18 protein-coding genes are annotated in these 16,740 nt (G+C 62.7%); 3 read left to right on the forward strand and 15 right to left on the reverse strand.

What is annotated here, in order from left to right; genetic code table 11:
- Positions 1 to 4: 4 nt before the first annotated feature.
- From FOZ76_RS15110 to FOZ76_RS15180, 15 genes are all read right to left on the reverse strand, one after another.
- Complete coding sequence (locus FOZ76_RS15110; RefSeq protein ID WP_143949103.1) at positions 5 to 229, reverse strand: hypothetical protein; 225 nt, start codon at positions 227 to 229, stop codon at positions 5 to 7.
- Positions 230 to 300: 71 nt separating this feature from the next.
- Positions 301 to 1,032 carry a maleate cis-trans isomerase family protein gene (locus tag FOZ76_RS15115; RefSeq protein WP_143949104.1) on the reverse strand — a complete coding sequence of 244 codons (732 nt, stop codon included), beginning with the start codon at positions 1,030 to 1,032 and terminating at the stop codon, positions 301 to 303.
- A gap of 22 nt (positions 1,033 to 1,054) precedes the next feature.
- Positions 1,055 to 2,233: an acyl-CoA dehydrogenase family protein gene (locus FOZ76_RS15120; protein WP_143949105.1), complete on the reverse strand. Its 1,179-nt coding sequence runs from the start codon at positions 2,231 to 2,233 to the stop codon at positions 1,055 to 1,057.
- 8 nt (positions 2,234 to 2,241) lie between these two features.
- Positions 2,242 to 2,985, reverse strand: coding sequence for an SDR family NAD(P)-dependent oxidoreductase (locus FOZ76_RS15125; protein WP_143949106.1), 744 nt, complete (start codon positions 2,983 to 2,985; stop codon positions 2,242 to 2,244).
- Between the two features lies 1 nt (position 2,986).
- Positions 2,987 to 3,766, reverse strand: coding sequence for an enoyl-CoA hydratase-related protein (locus FOZ76_RS15130; protein ID WP_143949107.1), 780 nt, complete (start codon positions 3,764 to 3,766; stop codon positions 2,987 to 2,989).
- Positions 3,766 to 5,013 (reverse strand): CaiB/BaiF CoA transferase family protein, encoded by a 1,248-nt coding sequence (locus FOZ76_RS15135; RefSeq protein WP_143949108.1) that lies wholly within the window; start codon positions 5,011 to 5,013, stop codon positions 3,766 to 3,768. The genes FOZ76_RS15130 and FOZ76_RS15135 overlap by 1 nt, the downstream gene beginning before the upstream one ends.
- Positions 5,010 to 6,647: an AMP-binding protein gene (locus tag FOZ76_RS15140; protein WP_143949109.1), complete on the reverse strand. Its 1,638-nt coding sequence runs from the start codon at positions 6,645 to 6,647 to the stop codon at positions 5,010 to 5,012. The genes FOZ76_RS15135 and FOZ76_RS15140 overlap by 4 nt, the downstream gene beginning before the upstream one ends.
- A 12-nt stretch (positions 6,648 to 6,659) precedes the next feature.
- The gene (locus FOZ76_RS15145; protein WP_170235474.1) at positions 6,660 to 7,310 is read right to left on the reverse strand and encodes a 3-hydroxyacyl-CoA dehydrogenase family protein; all 651 of its coding nucleotides are present in this window, start codon (positions 7,308 to 7,310) and stop codon (positions 6,660 to 6,662) included.
- Between the two features lie 10 nt (positions 7,311 to 7,320).
- Positions 7,321 to 8,205 (reverse strand): 3-hydroxyacyl-CoA dehydrogenase family protein, encoded by an 885-nt coding sequence (locus FOZ76_RS15150; RefSeq protein WP_246129529.1) that lies wholly within the window; start codon positions 8,203 to 8,205, stop codon positions 7,321 to 7,323.
- A complete protein-coding gene (locus tag FOZ76_RS15155) occupies positions 8,195 to 9,046 on the reverse strand; it encodes an SDR family oxidoreductase (protein WP_143949111.1) in 852 nt (283 codons plus the stop codon). Before FOZ76_RS15155 ends, FOZ76_RS15150 begins: the two co-directional genes overlap by 11 nt.
- Before the next feature lie 85 nt (positions 9,047 to 9,131).
- On the reverse strand, positions 9,132 to 9,899 hold the full coding sequence (locus FOZ76_RS15160) for an enoyl-CoA hydratase/isomerase family protein (RefSeq protein WP_143949112.1): 768 nt from the start codon (positions 9,897 to 9,899) through the stop codon (positions 9,132 to 9,134).
- 190 nt (positions 9,900 to 10,089) lie between these two features.
- Positions 10,090 to 10,989, reverse strand: a complete 900-nt coding sequence (locus FOZ76_RS15165; protein WP_143949113.1) for a LysR family transcriptional regulator — start codon at positions 10,987 to 10,989, stop codon at positions 10,090 to 10,092.
- Positions 10,990 to 11,232: 243 nt separating this feature from the next.
- Positions 11,233 to 11,751 carry a hypothetical protein gene (locus FOZ76_RS15170; protein WP_143949114.1) on the reverse strand — a complete coding sequence of 173 codons (519 nt, stop codon included), beginning with the start codon at positions 11,749 to 11,751 and terminating at the stop codon, positions 11,233 to 11,235.
- Between the two features lie 303 nt (positions 11,752 to 12,054).
- Positions 12,055 to 13,089, reverse strand: a complete 1,035-nt coding sequence (locus tag FOZ76_RS15175; protein ID WP_143949115.1) for a Bug family tripartite tricarboxylate transporter substrate binding protein — start codon at positions 13,087 to 13,089, stop codon at positions 12,055 to 12,057.
- Between the two features lie 41 nt (positions 13,090 to 13,130).
- Positions 13,131 to 13,436: a hypothetical protein gene (locus tag FOZ76_RS15180; protein WP_143949116.1), complete on the reverse strand. Its 306-nt coding sequence runs from the start codon at positions 13,434 to 13,436 to the stop codon at positions 13,131 to 13,133.
- Here FOZ76_RS15180 and FOZ76_RS15185 point away from each other — a divergent pair.
- The 3 genes from FOZ76_RS15185 to FOZ76_RS15195 all read left to right on the forward strand — a co-directional run bounded on the left by FOZ76_RS15185 (position 13,428) and on the right by FOZ76_RS15195 (position 16,733).
- Positions 13,428 to 14,009, forward strand: coding sequence for a DUF4286 family protein (locus tag FOZ76_RS15185; protein ID WP_143949117.1), 582 nt, complete (start codon positions 13,428 to 13,430; stop codon positions 14,007 to 14,009). The genes FOZ76_RS15180 and FOZ76_RS15185 overlap by 9 nt on opposite strands.
- An 87-nt stretch (positions 14,010 to 14,096) precedes the next feature.
- Positions 14,097 to 15,650, forward strand: a complete 1,554-nt coding sequence (locus FOZ76_RS15190) for an FAD-dependent oxidoreductase (RefSeq protein ID WP_143949118.1) — start codon at positions 14,097 to 14,099, stop codon at positions 15,648 to 15,650.
- 48 nt (positions 15,651 to 15,698) lie between these two features.
- Positions 15,699 to 16,733, forward strand: a complete 1,035-nt coding sequence (locus tag FOZ76_RS15195; protein WP_143949119.1) for a Bug family tripartite tricarboxylate transporter substrate binding protein — start codon at positions 15,699 to 15,701, stop codon at positions 16,731 to 16,733.
- Positions 16,734 to 16,740: the final 7 nt, after the last annotated feature.

Raw genomic sequence — 16,740 nt, forward strand, 5'->3', positions numbered from 1 at the left:
GCATTCATTTCGGTAACAGCATTTCCGAGACGACGCGCACCAGCTCGACGTAGCTCTTCATGATGAGCAGCAAGACCGCGCTTGAGACAAGCCCCGCCGCCAGCACCAGCCAATGCAGCGATAACAGCTCGAACGCTGCCCAGGCCCCGATCAACGGCAGGACAGCAACGAGTACTGCGATCGCCGTACCATGCTCGACAAGCAGCTTTATGGTGGGGAACTGTTCCATGATTTCGATAGCGATCCACAGTGTTTTTTATTAAGCGCGATGCGGCCCTGGCCGGTCCCGGCAGCGGCGTGCTAGCCTTTCTCCGCCATGCCGGACAGCAGACTTCCCCATCCGGAAAGAGGCGTCGACTGCCCCAGCAATCGCAACGCTGCCCAGATACTGACCTGGTTGGTCGTCAGTACCGGTTTTCCCAACTTGCGCTCCAGCGCCTCGACACGGCTCATCGCCCACCAGTTTCCGCACGCCAGAAAGACAGCGTCGGCCTCCGATCGGTCCGCCTCGCAGGCCAATGCAAACGCCGTGTCCGGGCTGAGCCGGCCGACGTCATTGTTGCGCACCACGCCCATGGCCCGTTGACTGACCACCTGGACGCCATTGGCCTGGATGAAGCTGGCCACGGTCTGGTTCACCGATTCGCTCCAGGGAGCCGCCAATGCCACGCGCTGAATGTTCAAGACAGCGAACGCCTCAAGCATGGCCGTGGAAGCGGTCGCGGCCGGCTTGCCGGTGGCATCCTGAATACGTCCCAGAAGTTCCTTGTCATAGCCGAGTCCTTTGCGTGAAGTGGGCGCCGTGGCGGCTAGAAGGATCACGCCGACATCGGCATCGGCCAATTTCCGGCTTTCCGTCTCCAGCTCTTCGACGATGCGCACCGTTGACTCGGCATCAATCGAATTGAGCGTGAGCCGCGCCGTGTGCAAAGACACATCGCGCGGCAGGACATCGGAGAACTCGGGCTCTTGAGTAGAGTTCGACGACGGCAGCAGCAAGCCCAGGCGCCGCGTCCTCAACATATCGGTCATGCTATCTCCTGATGCCGGCGCACTACCGGCCTGCTGTCTTGACAAGAAAGCTGCGGCCTACCAACTGCCGGTGGATCTGGTTCGTGCCCTCCCATATCTGGGTGATCTTGGCGTCCCGCATCAGACGCTCCACGCGATAATCCTTGGTATAGCCATATCCGCCGAACAGTTGAACCGCGTCGGTGGCAATGCGCATGGCGAGATCGGAAGCACGCATTTTCAACATGGAGGACTCATTGCCGATGTGCTCATCGCCTGCTTCTATACGGCTTGCGACATGCCAAAGCCATCTTTCACACATCGCAAGATCCACCGCCATGTCCGCCACCATGAATTGCACGCCCTGGTTCTCCAGAATGCGCCGTCCGGACTGCACCCGCTCGTTGATGTAATCGACGGCGTCGAAGAAGGCGGCGCGCGCAATGCCCAACGCGTGCGCCGCCACGCTGGGACGGGATTTGTTTAGAAAGTGAAACAGCATCCGAAGCCCCTCGCCCGGCCTGCCAAGCAGGTTCGCGGCCGGAATGCGGCAGTTCTCGAACGACAAGGCGGCCGTGGTGGAACTTCGCATGCCCATCTTCTTCTCGGTTCGTATCACGCTGAAACCCGGCGTGCCCTTCTCGATCACCGCGATGGAGATCGCGTCCTTGCCCGATCCCAGCGGGCCCCACTTGCCGAACAACACCAAGTAGTCGCACACGTCGCCGTTGGTGATGAATATCTTGGATCCGTTCACAACGATCCCATCGCCCTCCGGAACGAAGGTCGTTCTCATCCCGGTCGCGTCGGACCCCGCCCAAGGCTCGGTCAGCGCCAACGCGACCAGCGCGCCATCGGCGATTCCCGGCAGCCATCGCCGCTTCTGCTCCTCGTCGGCGAAATCCACGATCGGGCTGGCTCCGTGAAAATTCGTCGCCCAGACAATGCCTGTGGAGGCGCATGCTTGACTGATCTCCCGGCAGCACGCGAGATAGGTCGAATACGAGAGTTCGTTGCCACCATAGGCTTCGGGCACGAACATGGCGTTCAACCCCAGAGCATTGATGTCATTCACGTTGTCCCAGGGGAACTCCTCGCGCTCGTCGTAACCGGCTGCCCTGGGCTGCAATCGCTCGCTGGCGAGCCGGCGCACGCTCTCGATGACCTGACGCTCTTCTGCCGTGAACTGAATCGTTGCGTCCAGTCGTTCAAGTAGATTCATGAGGTGTCTCACAAGGATATTGAATGACCGCCGTCGACATAAATGCTCTCTCCGGTCAAGAACCCGATCCGCTCCGTGAACAGGGCCGCGACCAGCCGCGCGATCTCGTCCGGGGTACCCGGTCGTCCCGTGAAAGTGCGGGACCTCACCTTCTGCCCGTGTTCGGGATCGCTCAGATAGTCCCGGTTGATGTCGGTCTCGATGTATCCAGGCGCCACATTCAGCACGGATATGCCTTTGCGTCCCCATTCGGCCGCGAGGCAGCGCGTGATGGCGCCGACGGCGGCCTTTGCTGCGCAATAGGCGGTGCTGCCCTTGGCGCCAAGGCGCTCGAAGAACGAGCCGATGTTCACGATCAACCCATCGCCCGATTGCACCAGATAGGGATAGACCTCTCGGCATGCCGCGAAAACGGACACCGCGTTGATCCGCAGTACCGTCTCGAATTCGGCGGTGGGAAATGCGCGCGAGGCGCCGTCGCGGTGAATGCCTGCGTTGTTGACCAGGCCGTCGATCCCGCCGAAACGCTCGGCGACCTGGCCAAAGGCCGCACGCAGATCATCTTCGCGGCTCACGTCGCACCGCAGACAGAAAAAAAGGTCGGCCAGGCCGACGGCGTCGTGCACGTCCGGTGGGCTGCCGCTGCGCGACAGACACGCCACAGCGTGGCCGCGCCGCGCCAGCTCGCCGGCGATTTCCGCGCCGATCCCCCGGCTGGCCCCGGTAACGACAATGGTCCGGTGCTTTTCCATGTCAGTGCCCGAACTTGGTCGTATCCGGCTGCCTCTTGCCGGCGAATGCCGAACCCAATTCGCGCGCTTCTTCAGACGCATAGTAGCCAGGCAACATCAGGTCGTGCGAAAGGCGGGACAGCCCGCCCACGCCCTGGTGCTTCGCGCCGAACGCCGCTTTGATGCTCGCCAGGGCAAAGGATCCGCGCTCGGCGATCTCCAGCGCCATGTCCATCGTCGCCTGAGCCAGCTCGGCGTCGGGAACGACCTTGTTCACCAACCCCATCGCGAACGCCTCGGCCGCAGTCAGCTTGGGGTTGCGAAACCACATCTCCTTGGCGCGCTTCTTTCCTATCAGGTCTTCCAAGTACCAGGTGCCGTATCCGCCATCGAAGCTGCCCATCATCGGCCCTACCTGACGGAAAACCGCGCTTTCCTTGGCGATGGTCAGATCGCAGACGACATGCAGCACGTGGCCGCCGCCGACCGCGTAGCCGTTCACCGATGCAATCACGGGTTTCTGCAAGCGTTCGATCGCCTCGTACATTTCCAGCGTCGGCATGACACCCGCATAGAGTCGGCTGTCGGGTAGTCCCTCCTTGCGCCCGCCGATGCAGAAGAACCTGTTTCCCGCGCCGGTGAGTACCAGCACACGGGTGCGCGTCTCGCGCCGCACGGCTTCGATGCAATCGCGGACTTCCAGGCAGGTGGTCGGCGTGAACATATTGCCGTCATGCGGCCGATTCAGGGTCAGAATGCCCACCGACCCTTCCTCTCGATACAGTATGGTTTCGTACGCCATCAGATAACTCCCGACTGTTTGTACTTCTCGATCTCCAGAGCGCTCAAGCCCGCCAGCTCGCCGAATACGGTGGCATTGTCCTGGCCCAGCCCAGGCGGCACATGTCGATAGCCGGCCTCGCGGCTGTCGAAACGAATCCCCAACCCAACCTGCGGGATCGGCTGGCCGCTGTCATCCATGGCGTAAAAAAGCCCCCGCGCCAGCAGTTCTTCATCCCGGACGACCTGATCCACACGGTTGATGGGGCCCGCCGGCACCTTGTGGCTGCGACACTGTTCCAGCCAATGAGCCCGCGGCCTGCCAAGCAAGATCTGCTGTATCGCCGCCACCAGTTCCTGACGGGACGCCACACGAGCCTCGTTGCCGGCGAATCGCGGATCGTTCGCCATGTCGGGCCGCTCGATCAGTCCGCAGAACCTGCGCCAGATGGCGTCGGTCGGCAGACCCAGCGTGATCGGCTCGTCCGCGGTGCTGAATACCTGATAGATGGCAATGACGCTATCCTTGGCGCCGGACCGCCTGGGCGCTTCGCCGCCCCCCAGATAGCTGACTATGCGCGGGGTCAGGAAGCGGGTCATGCTCTCCACCAGGGATATCTCCACCAGATGCCCCTGGCCTGATCGCGCCCTGTCCATCAGCGCGGCAAGACATCCCATCGCGGCGTCCGCACCGCTCAGCAGGTCCGCTGCAGGCGTACCCACCTTCTGGGGATCACCCTGCAGCTCGCCCGTCAGGTCCATGACAGCGCTGTAGCCCTCGGCGATGAGGTCGTAGCACGGATCGTTCGCGCGGCCGCCCTCCAACCCGAAACCGGTGAGCGAAACGAAGACGATATCGGGCCTGACCTGTTTCACGGCCTCGTACGCAAGGCCGAGCTTTGCCAGGGTCGAAGGCAACTGATTGGTCACCAGGACGTCGCTGGCCTGGATCAATTGCCGCAGCAATGCCTTGCCTTCAGGCCTGGAATAATCCAAGGTGACGCTGCGCTTATTGCGATTCACGCTCAGGTACCACAGGGCGTGCCCCGCCAGGGAAGGCGGCCGCCATAGCCGGGAGTCGTCGCCATTGCCCGGACGCTCGACCTTGATGACTTCGGCGCCGAAATCGCCCAGCAGCATGGTCGCGTAAGGCCCGGCGATCGAAGTGGTCAAGTCCAGGACGCGTGTTCCTTGCAGCAGGTTCAACGCCTGCCCCGCCGCCTTGCGCGGCAGGCTGTCAAGCGGAAGGGGTTGGGATTCGATGTTCATACGATGTGCACGCTATAACGACCTTCGATCACGGCATCGCGCAACGCGAACTTCTGTACCTTTCCTGTCGGTGTCATCGGAAACTCGGAAAGCATCACCAGAAACTCGGGCAGCTTGTACTTGGCTATCCCACGCTCTTCGAGATAGTCGAGCAATTCCCTCAGCGTGGGCTGTGCCTCCCCTGCGGGAATCACGAACACGCAACCCTTCTCGCCCAAACGATCATCCGGCACGGCCACCACTGCGACGTCGTTCACCAGCGGATGGCGGCCCAGCAACTCCTCGACCTCGCGCGCACTGACTTTCAATCCGCCACGATTGATGATGTCTTTCCTGCGCCCCACGATCCGCATGTAGCCCTCGGCATCCATGACCGCAAGGTCATTCGTAAACAACCAGCCATCCGGGGAGAACGCCTGCGCAGTGCGTTGGGGATCATTGAAGTAGCCCAGCGCGACATGAGGCCCGCGCGTCGCGAGCTCTCCCACTTCGCCGCAGGCCAGGATGCGCGTATGCGTCTCGTCGAATATGGCCAACTCACCGCCAGGCATGGCGCGCCCGTCCGTGCCCCAGCGTTTTTCCTCGGGGTCGTCGGCCCGCGAACTGCTTCCGACGAAGCACTCCGACATACCCCACATACCGATCAATTCGCATCCCAGCTTCTCTTTCGCTTCCAAGCCCAGATGGCGTGGGATGGGTGCGCCGGCGCAGCCGAAGTAGCGAAACGACGAGGTATCGCGGTGCTGGACCGCAGGACAATCCAGCAGCATCTTGACGAACGGCGTCGCAGAGAGCGTGAACGCGCAGCGTTCGGCTTCGATCAGACGCAGCGCCTCCTCAGGGTCCCAGATGTCCTGCAACACCATCTTGCTGCCCAGCACCAGCGCCTGTCGCATTCCCCACACGAAGCCGGTCCCGTGGCCGACTGGAGACGGGACCCAGACGGTGTCCTCGTGCGTGAGTCCGAGCAGCTCCGGCATCGCTTGCGTGGCGTACATCATCGTGTTGTGGCTGTGCATCACGCCCTTCGGCTTGGACTCCGTACCCGACGTGAACACCACGACCGAGACATCGTTCGCGTCCCACTCAAGAGCCGGCAGAGGGAACGACGATTCCGCACTCAGCTCCGCGTAGTCCCGCATGCCCGCAGCGGCTTCGCCGCCCACCACCACGACCCTCTCGAGATCAGGCAGCGACGCGCGCATGCGCTGGTACATCGCGGGATAGTCCCAGCCACGGTATTGCCCTGGAATCAAGGCCACCTTGGCCTTCGCAAAGGCGAGGATGTAGGACAACTCGCTTTCCCGATATATCGGCAGCAGAGGATTGGTTACCGCACCCACGCGCGTCGCTGCCAGATGCACGACCACGAATTCCGCCCAGTTCGGCAACTGCACGGAAATCACATCCCCCTGCCCGACACCCCAGGCGGCCAGATTGGCCGCGACCCGTCGGGACGCCTCGTCAAGCTCGGCAAAGCTGAGGCGTCGTCCGTTGGGTGACACCACCGCCGTCGCGTCGGGGCGCAGCCGTACCACATCATCGAGCGCATGCAACAGGGTTCGTCCCCGCCAGTATCCAGCCGCTTCGTAGCGCCGTTTGCTTTCTTCTCTCAGCAAGGTGTCGAATCGCATGAATACTTTCCTTCAGTCCAGGCCGATTGCTGTGCGCCAGGCGCGGGCACGCGCCCTGCGGGCAGGGTTGAACCGGAGCGAACCCAACGCCTCGTACAGCTCGCTGCTGACGCGGTAATGTTCTTCCATGCCCGTCGCATGCAGCAGTTCGATCGGCCCTAGCGGGTGCCCCAAGCCCAGACGCAACGCCATGTCCATCTCCTCCGGTGGAGCCAGCCCTTCGTCTACGCTGGCAAGCGCCGCATTCAGGTAGGGACGCAGCAGATAGTCGACGATGCGACCCGGGGCGTCCGCGCATACCGCGGTACTCAGGCCCATGCCGTTGAAGAGGGCATGTATCGCCGCGATCACCGATTGCGATGTCGCTCGTGTACGCACAACCTCGACAAGATCCGTGGCGGCGGCTCGGCCGAGACGGTATCTGCTGAATCCCACGACATTGACCACCGTATCCTCTTGTTCGCCCAGGTATAGCCCCAGACATTCTGTATGCAGTTCAACGGCGATCGCGGCCTCGGAGGAAAGATCCCGTCCGGCCAAGGCTCTTGCCCTGGCAACCGGATCACCGCCGAGGATCATCGTTCCCCGCCATGCAGCGCTTGCGTCGCGCAGTGTCGACAGGTCGGGAAAGGAGCGGCTTGCACCCAGATCGATCAGTTCCATTGCCATGGTTTCAGCTTCCGAAAGTTCCGGTGGATGCGTAGCGATAGAAACCGCGGCCGCTTTTCTTTCCCAGATGGCCGGCGGCGACCATCTGCCGCAATAGCGGCGGACATACGTGCCGCGGGTCACGCGTCGCTTCGTAGAACGCCTCGCAAAGCCGAAGCTGGGTGTCCAGGCCGACCAGGTCGACCAGTTGCAATGGCCCGAGCGGGTATCCCAGCGCTTTGCGCGCGGCCAGGTCGATATCCTCGGGCGCGGCGACACCGCGTTCCACCAATCGGATCGCGTCGTTGTTCATCGGGATCACGAAGCGGTTCAGGATGAAGCCAGGCGTGTCCTTGGTTCGCACGGTTATCTGTCCCAACGCGCGGCAACATGTTTCGGCGATTCCCAGGGTGCGCGCGTCGGTCAGCAGTCCCGGCGTCACCTCCACCAATTTCATCAGTTGCGCCGGCAAGCAGAAATGCATGCCTATCACACGCTGCGGTAATCGGCTGGCACTGGCCAAGCGGGTGATCGAGAGGGTCGACGTATTCGATGCGATGACCGCTTCCTCGCGAATCACTGCGTCGAGTTCCCGGACAAGCGCGCTCTTGACGCCAACGTCCTCGTAGACAGCCTCGATGACGAGGTCGGCGCGTGATAGGTCGGCGATCCGGCTCGTGGATTGGATTCGTGCCTTCGCCGCCTGCGCCGCTTGCGCAGAGAGCCGGCCGAGTTTCACCGAGCGCATCAAGAACCCGCACACCTCTGAAACAGCAGACCGTGCTCGCTCTGCGTTCACGTCGTACAGCCAGGTGGACGCGCCGCCCCGGGCAGCGACGATGGCGATTCCTGTGCCCATCGTGCCGGAGCCAGCCACCGCGATGGTACGCACTTCACTGTCAGCCAGCACGACGCGACACCTCGTAGTCGAGCTCGAAGTACGTCGGCCGTCCGTCGAACCAGGGGTCGCCCCACAGTTGCTGACCGCCGTCGATCGTCAGCACCTCGCCGGTGACGAACTTGCTGGCATCGCTGGCGAGGTACGTCAGACCTTCGCTGATATCTGCGATCTCGCCGGCGTGCTTCATCGGGTTGGCCTGCTGGAAACTGGCCCGGCCTTGCTCGTTGTAGTAGTTGAATGCGTCCGTCTGGATAGTCCCGGGCGCCAGGCAGTTCACGCGTATCCGGTGCTCGGCCCATTCGACCGCGACGGACTTGGACAGAAAGACCACACCCGCGCGGGCCGCACACGTGTGCGCAACCTGGGGCAGCCCACGCCAGATGACTGCCACGACATTGATGATGTTGCCCGGTTGCCCGTGCTTCTGCCAACGCTGTGCGGCCGCCTGCATCATGTACCAGGTGCCGTTGAGATTGGTGTCCACCACTGCGAGCCAACCTTTGGGCTTTATCTCCAGCGCCGGGCTGGCAAACTGGCCGCCAGCGTTGTTCACCAGCACATCGATACCGCCGAACTCGCGCCAGGCCTCGTCCATGAGCGCCTGTACCGCCTCGGGATCGCGGATCGTCATCGGCCGGGCCAGCACCTTTGCACCCAGCTCTCGCAGATCCCGGGCCGTCGCTTGGAGCCGCTCGCCATCTCTGGCGCAGATGACCAGCGAGGCGCCCAGCCGGGCGAACTGCTCGGCGCAGGCCTTGCCCAGCCCGGTGCCTGCGCCCGAAACAAGCACGACCTTCCCCTCGAACAATCCGTCTCGGAAGGCGGTCTTCGGGTTCGCATTAGTCTGCATATAGCAATCTCTCTTCGCGTCACATGTAGGGAATCAATACGAGATGCCAGCCCGGGCCCGCCGAGTCGGCATGCAGACCACGGGCTCATCGGTCCAGGATGCGCGGCGCACGCTTGGCGATGAATGCCCTTGGACCTTCCTTGCCATCCTCGCTGTTCATCGAGATCGTCGAGAGATCCGCTTCGATTCTCAAACCGTCCTGCAATGAGGTATCGACACCGCGCAACACGGCGTCGCGAATCAGCCGCATGGCCAGCATGCTGTGACCGGTAAAGCCGCGCGCGTACGCCATCGCCGCCTCGATCACATCACCGTGCACTATTCGATGCAACAGGCCTATGCGCAGGGCTTCGTCGGCAGCCACCATGCGTCCGGTCAGCACGATGTCCAGGGCCGCTGCCACGCCCACCAGGCGAGGCAAACGCTGCGTCCCTCCGTAGCCAGGCACCAAGCCGAGCTTGACCTCCGGCAGACCGAACTTCGCCGACGATGTCCCGACCCGGAAAGTGCACGCCAGGGCGAGCTCGCATCCGCCTCCGAGGGCATATCCGTTCACGGCCGCGACGGACGGAACGGGAAAGCTTTCGATGCGAGAAAATACCGACTGGCCAAGGCGCGTGCCGACATACTCGTCGGGGATATCGCGATCCAGCAGTTCGCTGATGTCGGCGCCCGCGCAGAAGGCCTTATCGCCGCAGCCCGTGAACAGCAGCGCCCGCACCTTCCAGGCCGCAACTTCATCCAGCGCCTCGTCGATTGCTTGCAAGGTGGCATAGTTCAATGCATTCAGGGCGGCGGGACGATCGAGCGTGATCACCGCAAAATCGTCGCGTCGCGTCAACTGAATGGACATGGATGCTCCTGTAGCCGGATGACGACAGGGTGCTCTCCGGTACACCAGTGAGTACCTGCTCGTCAGATGTCTATGTACAGCGACAGTCTGCCCGGCGCATGAGCTCGCGACAATTTGACGTTTTCAAAGGAGTGGTTTGGGCACCGCGAAGCGGCACACGCGGACACTGTTGCGTCGCCCATAGAGCGGCTCAGCCGCTTTGGAGGATGAAATCGACCAACTCGCGCGCAAAGACCGGCATTTCGCTCTGTCGGCGCACACAGATACGCAGCTCCCGCATGGCCCAGTCGTCCATTAGCTGCACCGTCTTGAAACGCGTCGCCTTTGCCAGACGCTTGGCCACCATTTCGGGCAATACCCCGACACCGACGCCGGCTTCGACCATGCGGCACATTGCGTCAAAGCTACAAACCTGTACGCGCTGCCGCAACGAGCAGCGCATCTGCGCCACTTCGTGCTGAAGAAATGCCACGGTGGCGCTATGTGTATCCAAGCCGATGAAATCATGTTCCAGCGCGTCGGCAAAGTACATGAATGGGACGTCTGCGAGTGGGTGATCCTCGGCGACGGCCAGCACCAGCCGGTCTTTCCGGTATGGCAGTGTCTCGACCCCTTCGGCGACGACGTGTCCCGATATCACGCCGATGTCGGCGATCCTTTCGTGCACAGCGCGTACAATCTCGGCGCTCAGCCGCTCCTGCAGATCGACGGTGATACCCGCATGGGTTCTGAAGAACCGCGCCAGCACGCCAGGCAGGATCTCGGATATGGCCGTCGCGTTCGCAAACAGCCTCACATGGCCGCTGACCCCCTGGGAGAAGGGCTGCATGATGTCCTGCAGCCGCTCCACGCCATGCAGGACGTTGCGGGCGCACTCCAGAAACGCCTCGCCCGCGGGAGTCAGGGAAAGCCCCCGCGTCCCACGGTAGAAGAGTTGTGCTCCCAGGACTTCCTCCAGGTTCTTCACCCGTAAACTGGCAGCGGAAAGCGACAGAAAGGCGCGCTCCGCCCCTCGCGTGAAGCTTTCCTCTTCCGCAACGCTGGTGAAAACCCTGATATCGGTCAGGTCGAAGCGCGGAACACTCGACACGGCATTGCCTCCGTTCCCAGGGGAAGCATGGCCGGCGAGCAAGCGAGCCCTGGAATGCTTCTATCAGCCGGCAAGCTCGACTTTACTGCACACACGTCTGTTGCATACACATTCACTGCATGCTCTCCAGCCTTGCTTGATTACGCACTCCCCGCCACCGGGCATCTGCGCCCCCGAGATACCTGGGCGGACAGCCCGGGGCTCGACGCCACATCGCTCTCCGGCGACTCGAGCCGTGTGTTGCTAACCTTCGTCCACCTGATTCATCGTGTAGAGCAGACGATACCGGTCAAATGCAGCGTGATCGCCGAGTTCGAGCACGCGCCACGATGCCATCTCGGCAATATCATGCATTGCGGCCGCGAGGTCCTTGTCGTGTCCCGCCTCGATCAACATTGCCCAGTCTGAGGATCCGTCCCGATGCCCCGTGACGCGTACGGCATCCATGCGGGCCCTCAACTCGGGATCGTTCTCCACCAGCCACACACTGCCGATGCACGCATGGCGCGACAGTGCCGGCAACACCTCGTTCACCAGGCACTGACGCACGTCATCGGGGGCGCGGCCACCACGATTGACGCGGATCACTCCCAAGACGCCGCCAGTGCCGCGTCCGAAGCGCGCCACAACCCGACACGTAACTCGAACCGGGTTGGCATACCAGCCACGGCGCTGGCGGTCTTCGTCACTCACCTTGCCGAGCAGCGCCAAATACGCAGGATCGAGCAACGCTCCCGACGTGGACGTCTCGAACAGCACCATGTGACTCGCATTGCCCTGAATGCGCTCGTAACAACGCCCTGATAGGAAAGTGGTGCCCACACGGCTCGGCATGTGGTCATGCAAATACCAATGCAGCCATTCTTCTGTCACCTGTGGCGCGATATCGAACCAATACGCCAGGACACCCCGTGATGTGCGATTGTTTTCGGGCACTGCCTACCTCCCTGAGAAGCCCCGCTAGGCGGACGAAACTTCCGTCAGCTTGGAACATTCGGCGCAACGCGACGGCCTTGCCGGGGCGTTCGTTGCAGCTCAGCGCGCAGCACCTGGCCCGATGGACTGCTACAGCGAGATACGGCTTTCCTCGATGACGCGTCCATAACGCTCGGCGTCGGCGGCCAGGAACCGGGCGAACTGGTCAGATGTCGCGGACCAGATCTCCGAGTACAGCGCCTTGATTCGGCTTTGCACCTCGGGGCGCTGATATGCCTTGTTCAAGGTGGCGTTGAGCAGGTCGACGATCTCGCGCGGCGTATCGCCGGGGGCGAACACGTCTCCCCACAGCGGAAAATCGAAGTCCTCGATTCCTGCGATTTCGCTCACGGCTGGCACGTCGGGAACCGTCGCCACGCGCTGCCCGGCCGTCACTGCCAAGACCCGGAGCGAGCCGCTCATGGCGTGCGGCATTGCCGTCGACAGCGCGCCAAAATGACATGCAAGCTGCCCGCCCAGCAGATCGGCAAGCACCTGGCCGCCTCCTTTGTAAGGAACGTGAACCAGCGCTGTGCCGGTGCGCAGCCCCAGCATCTCGCCAGCAAGATGGCCCGGCGTGCCGACACCCGCAGAGGCGAAGGTCACCGCTCCAGGGTTATCCCTTGCGTCAGACAGGAGATCCTCCAGCGAGCGGTATCGGGATTTCGCGGAGACCGCAATCGCATGGGTAATGCTGTAGACCGGCACGATAGGAACAAGATCGGCGAGCGGACGATAGCCCAGGTCTTTGATCAGATGCTGACTGATCGATATCTCGGTCGTGTTTCCCAACAGCAGCGTATAGCCATCTGGCGCTGAACGTGCCGCGACGCGGGCAGCGATGCTGCCGCTGGCGCCGGGCAGGTTCTCCACGACGACCGACTGGCCCAGGGCACCCTGCAACGCCTCGGCGGCAATACGGGCCGATACGTCGGCGCTGCCGCCAGGCGCGTAGCCGATCAGAATCCGAATCGGCTTGCCGGGATACGCCCGGAGCGGGTTGGCGACTGCGTGCTTCGCCGGGAAGGCCAACGATGCCAACCCGAGAGCGCCAAGCCGGCGAACGGCATTTCGTCGCGCATGCCGCAACTCGAACCGATCCGAGACGTCGCTCATGAGGCTCATCTTGTCTCCATGCGAACAGGCTGATCGACTCTTATAGGAATTCACTTCCCATTGCCTGGCATGAACTTATAGCGGCCTGCCTCGGCAGGCAATCGCGATTGCGCAAAGCCCTCTTTCGCGATGGCAAAAGCCCGGCGGCCCTTGGCATTCCCCTCCGAAAGGTGTCGACCCTTGATGGACGACGAACGAGCACTTTGCCATATCAAAATTGTCTGCGCCCGATCGTGCGACATAGGATTTGATCCTGTTGCCGCCGCCTTGCCGCGCCCCTTGCGGCCCAGGAACCCATGCCCATTGCTACGCACGATTCGACTCGCCCGTATGTCTGGATCGGATTGATGAACCATGATGGCGTGTCCGTCGAGACTGCGCGCAGTTGGTGCAGGACGGTGCTCGCATCATGCATGCGCGCATCGGAGCCGGACCCGGCGCATGGTCTGTACGCCGCCTTCAACATGAGCCGGCTCGCGCTGGTCGCGCCATGTGACGCGCCGCCCAGCCCCGATGCGCAGAGGTTGCCCGTCCCGCCGGGATCGGCCTTCAGGCAAGAGCTTGGCGAATTGACTTATGAAAAGCGCCAACGGGGCGCGAACGCTGCCGGGCATGAGCGAATACTCTACGCCGTTCGCTTCAACGTGCCCGACACATGGACCGATGAGTTCGATCGCTGGTATGAAGAAGAGCATATACCGATGATATACGGCTGCCGGCATTGGGCCATGACGCGCCGATACCGCCTTCACCGCGCCGGTGAAGGCGATGCAAGCCACCTCGCGCTGCACTATCTATCCGACGCCGGCGGTCTGGACGCGCCTGAACTCCAGGCGGCGCGGCAGACCCCATGGCGCAAGAAGTTCCTCGAGCAGGACTGGTTTACCGCTGTAGACAAGATCGTCTATTTCCGCCTCGGAACCGCGTGACCGCCGGCCTGGCATCCTGCCGATCGGACTTGCCCTGGCCCCAGGTCGGGCCCAGCCACTGCCGCACCAACTCATACGCGACAAGCCATGCAACTGCCCGCGCGCCAGACTTCCCGTATTACCACCGACGTGATCGTGGTCGGCGGCGGCGGCAGCGGGTTGGCCGCCGCCATCGAGGCCGCGGCTGTGGGCCGCCGCGTAATGTTGGTGGAGAAAGGTCCTCGACTCGGCGGGACGACGGCCTGGTCGGTGGGGTCCATCAGCGCAACCAATACTCCGCAGCAACTGCGACGTGGCATCCTGGACAGTCCTGACGCTCACCTGGAAGATCTGGAGAAATTCAATAGTGTGCTCGGCCTGAAGGGGAACGCCGCGCTGAGCCGGACCCTGGTGGACAACGTGCCGGAGACCGTACGCTGGCTGATGTCCATGGGAGTCGAGTTCTTTGGGCCGATGAACGAACTGCCTCATCGCAAGCCCCGCATGCACTTGGTTCTCCCCAACTCGCGCGCGTACATCTACCATCTCTCACACCGCGCGCGCACCCTGGGTGTTGATATACGGACGTCCACTCGGGCCATCGCACTGCTGACCGAACATGGCGCCGTGCTGGGCATACGCTGCGACACGCCGGACGGAGCGCTCGAAATCCTGGCTCGAGGTGGGGTCGTGCTATGCAGCGGAGACTACAGCGCTAGCCAGCATAAACGCGCCGAGCACCTTGGGCTCGGCATGGCGGACGTGCAACCGGTGAATATCCGAAATACCGGGGATGGTCATGACATGGTGCAACAGGTGGGCGGCCGGCTCATCAACTCCCACCTGTTCCTGGCCGGCATCCGCTTCGAGGCTCCTTCTGCAAAGTGGCTGCATCGTCTTCCTCCCTGGCGCATCGTGACGCGCGCCATGCGCTTCATGCTCGAGGCACTGCCGGGCGCCTTGATACGCCCGCTGGTCATGAGTTTTCTCACCACGGTCCTCGTTCCTTCTCCGAAGCTGCTTAGACAGGGCGCAATCCTGGTCAACGGCAACGGGCTGAGGTTCTGCGATGAGCTCGACTCCCCCGGCCCCTGCATCGCGCAGCAGCCCGGCCAAGTCGCCTATCTGATTCTGGACGCGAAACTCGCCGCACGGTTCACAGGGTGGCCCAACTATGTCTCGACCGCGCCCGGCCTGGCTTACGCATCCATCGCCGACTACAGAAGCAACCGTAAGGACATTTACCGGGAGGCCCCGAGCCTTGATGCCTTGGCGAAGAAAATCGGCGTTCCAGCCGAAGCGCTGGCAAGAACCGTCGCCGAACACAATCGAAATATGGGCACCAATGCCGAGACCGACTCGCGTCGCGCGCTGGACGAGGGCCCTTACATCGCGCTCGGGCCCGTGCGTTATTTGATCAATTTCACAGATGGCGGCGTGGCAGTGTCGGACAACCTCGAGGTACTGGGCGCCGATGGCCAAGGCATACCGGGCCTTTATGCAGCCGGCTTCACCGGCATGGGCGGCGTCTTGTTGGAAGGGCATGGCCATCACTTGGCCTGGGCATTTACGTCCGGCCGCCTGGCCGGTCGCCGCGCCGCCTACCGGGCGGTGACCGACGACATTCCCGAGGCCGCACACGCCGCAGCGCCCTCCCACTGACAAGAAGAACGGCGCCACATCCGCATCGACACTCATAAGGAGACGACCATGGAAACCCGCAAGCAAAGAGCACCAGCCACGACCGACGCCATCGCACCTCCTCGACGTCGTGCCTTGTCGAGTTTGATCTTTGTTGCCGTCGGCACCCTGCTCGTCGTGGCGTATTCTCCGGCGCACAGTGCTGACAACCGGCCCATCCGGTTGGTGGTTGCGTACTCGGCAGGAGGCAGCATCGACCTTGCCGCACGGCGCATCGCCGACGAGCTTTCGGTACGACTTGGACAGCAGGTCATTGTCGAGAACCGTGTGGGCGCCAACGGCGTCGTCGCCAGTGAATATGTCGCGCGCTCGACGCCCGACGGGACGACGGTGCTTTTCACAACGATGCCGGCACACGCGGGCAACCAATCCGCCTACAAGACCCTGCCCTATGACACGATAAAAGACTTCGCGCCCGTAACGGTATTGTCGATCGTCCCGCTCGTATTGGTTGCCCGTCCCACTTTGCCAGCGAACAACTTTGACGAGCTCATGCGGCTGGCCCGAGAGAAGCCAGGTCAGATCAACTATGCGTCGTTCGGCATTGGCGGTACCGCACACCTGGCAGGCGTGCAAATGAATCTGCTCGGCGGAACCGAAATGAGCCATATCCCGTATAAGGGCGGCGGCCCCGCCATGGCCGACGTTGTCGGTGGCCACGTGGACCTTTATTTCTCCGGCGTGGCATCCGCTCTGCCGTACATCAAGGACGGCAGGCTCAAGCCCCTGGCGGTGTCCAGCCGGGAGCGGGTCAGCTCGTTACCCGATACCCCTGCGATCGCCGAAGTGCAGGGCTTCGAAAGCTTCGAGGCGGTCGTCTCACCCATCATGCTCGTGCCCGCCAGGACACCCAGACAGACGATAGACAGGCTACACGCGGCAACGCTCAAGGTCACGCAAACAGCCAAGTATCGGGAGCAGCTTGAAGCGGCAGGAGAAGGCGAACCGCGCGCGACGACGCCCGACGAATCCAGAGCCATGCTCGAGAATGAGGTCGCGCACCTGGCCGGCCTGTTCATGGCCGCCGGCATCCAGCCCGAATGAACTCGGA

This window comes from Verticiella sediminum (genome assembly GCF_007558815.1).
Classification (GTDB): Bacteria; Pseudomonadota; Gammaproteobacteria; order Burkholderiales; family Burkholderiaceae_B; genus Verticiella; species Verticiella sediminum.

Bases quoted from the DNA above. Each gene is read 5' to 3' on its own strand.
- FOZ76_RS15110 (WP_143949103.1), bottom strand. From the start codon at position 229: ATGGAACAGTTCCCCACCATAAAGCTGCTTGTCGAGCATGGTACGGCG.
- FOZ76_RS15115 (WP_143949104.1), bottom strand. From the start codon at position 1,032: ATGACCGATATGTTGAGGACGCGGCGCCTGGGCTTGCTGCTGCCGTCG.
- FOZ76_RS15120 (WP_143949105.1), bottom strand. From the start codon at position 2,233: ATGAATCTACTTGAACGACTGGACGCAACGATTCAGTTCACGGCAGAA.
- FOZ76_RS15125 (WP_143949106.1), bottom strand. From the start codon at position 2,985: ATGGAAAAGCACCGGACCATTGTCGTTACCGGGGCCAGCCGGGGGATC.
- FOZ76_RS15130 (WP_143949107.1), bottom strand. From the start codon at position 3,766: ATGGCGTACGAAACCATACTGTATCGAGAGGAAGGGTCGGTGGGCATT.
- FOZ76_RS15135 (WP_143949108.1), bottom strand. From the start codon at position 5,013: ATGAACATCGAATCCCAACCCCTTCCGCTTGACAGCCTGCCGCGCAAG.
- FOZ76_RS15140 (WP_143949109.1), bottom strand. From the start codon at position 6,647: ATGCGATTCGACACCTTGCTGAGAGAAGAAAGCAAACGGCGCTACGAA.
- FOZ76_RS15145 (WP_170235474.1), bottom strand. From the start codon at position 7,310: ATGGAACTGATCGATCTGGGTGCAAGCCGCTCCTTTCCCGACCTGTCG.
- FOZ76_RS15155 (WP_143949111.1), bottom strand. From the start codon at position 9,046: ATGCAGACTAATGCGAACCCGAAGACCGCCTTCCGAGACGGATTGTTC.
- FOZ76_RS15160 (WP_143949112.1), bottom strand. From the start codon at position 9,899: ATGTCCATTCAGTTGACGCGACGCGACGATTTTGCGGTGATCACGCTC.
- FOZ76_RS15170 (WP_143949114.1), bottom strand. From the start codon at position 11,751: ATGGTGCTGTTCGAGACGTCCACGTCGGGAGCGTTGCTCGATCCTGCG.
- FOZ76_RS15175 (WP_143949115.1), bottom strand. From the start codon at position 13,089: ATGAGCCTCATGAGCGACGTCTCGGATCGGTTCGAGTTGCGGCATGCG.
- FOZ76_RS15185 (WP_143949117.1), top strand. From the start codon at position 13,428: ATGAACCATGATGGCGTGTCCGTCGAGACTGCGCGCAGTTGGTGCAGG.
- FOZ76_RS15180 (WP_143949116.1), bottom strand. From the start codon at position 13,436: ATGGTTCATCAATCCGATCCAGACATACGGGCGAGTCGAATCGTGCGT.
- FOZ76_RS15190 (WP_143949118.1), top strand. From the start codon at position 14,097: ATGCAACTGCCCGCGCGCCAGACTTCCCGTATTACCACCGACGTGATC.
- FOZ76_RS15195 (WP_143949119.1), top strand. From the start codon at position 15,699: ATGGAAACCCGCAAGCAAAGAGCACCAGCCACGACCGACGCCATCGCA.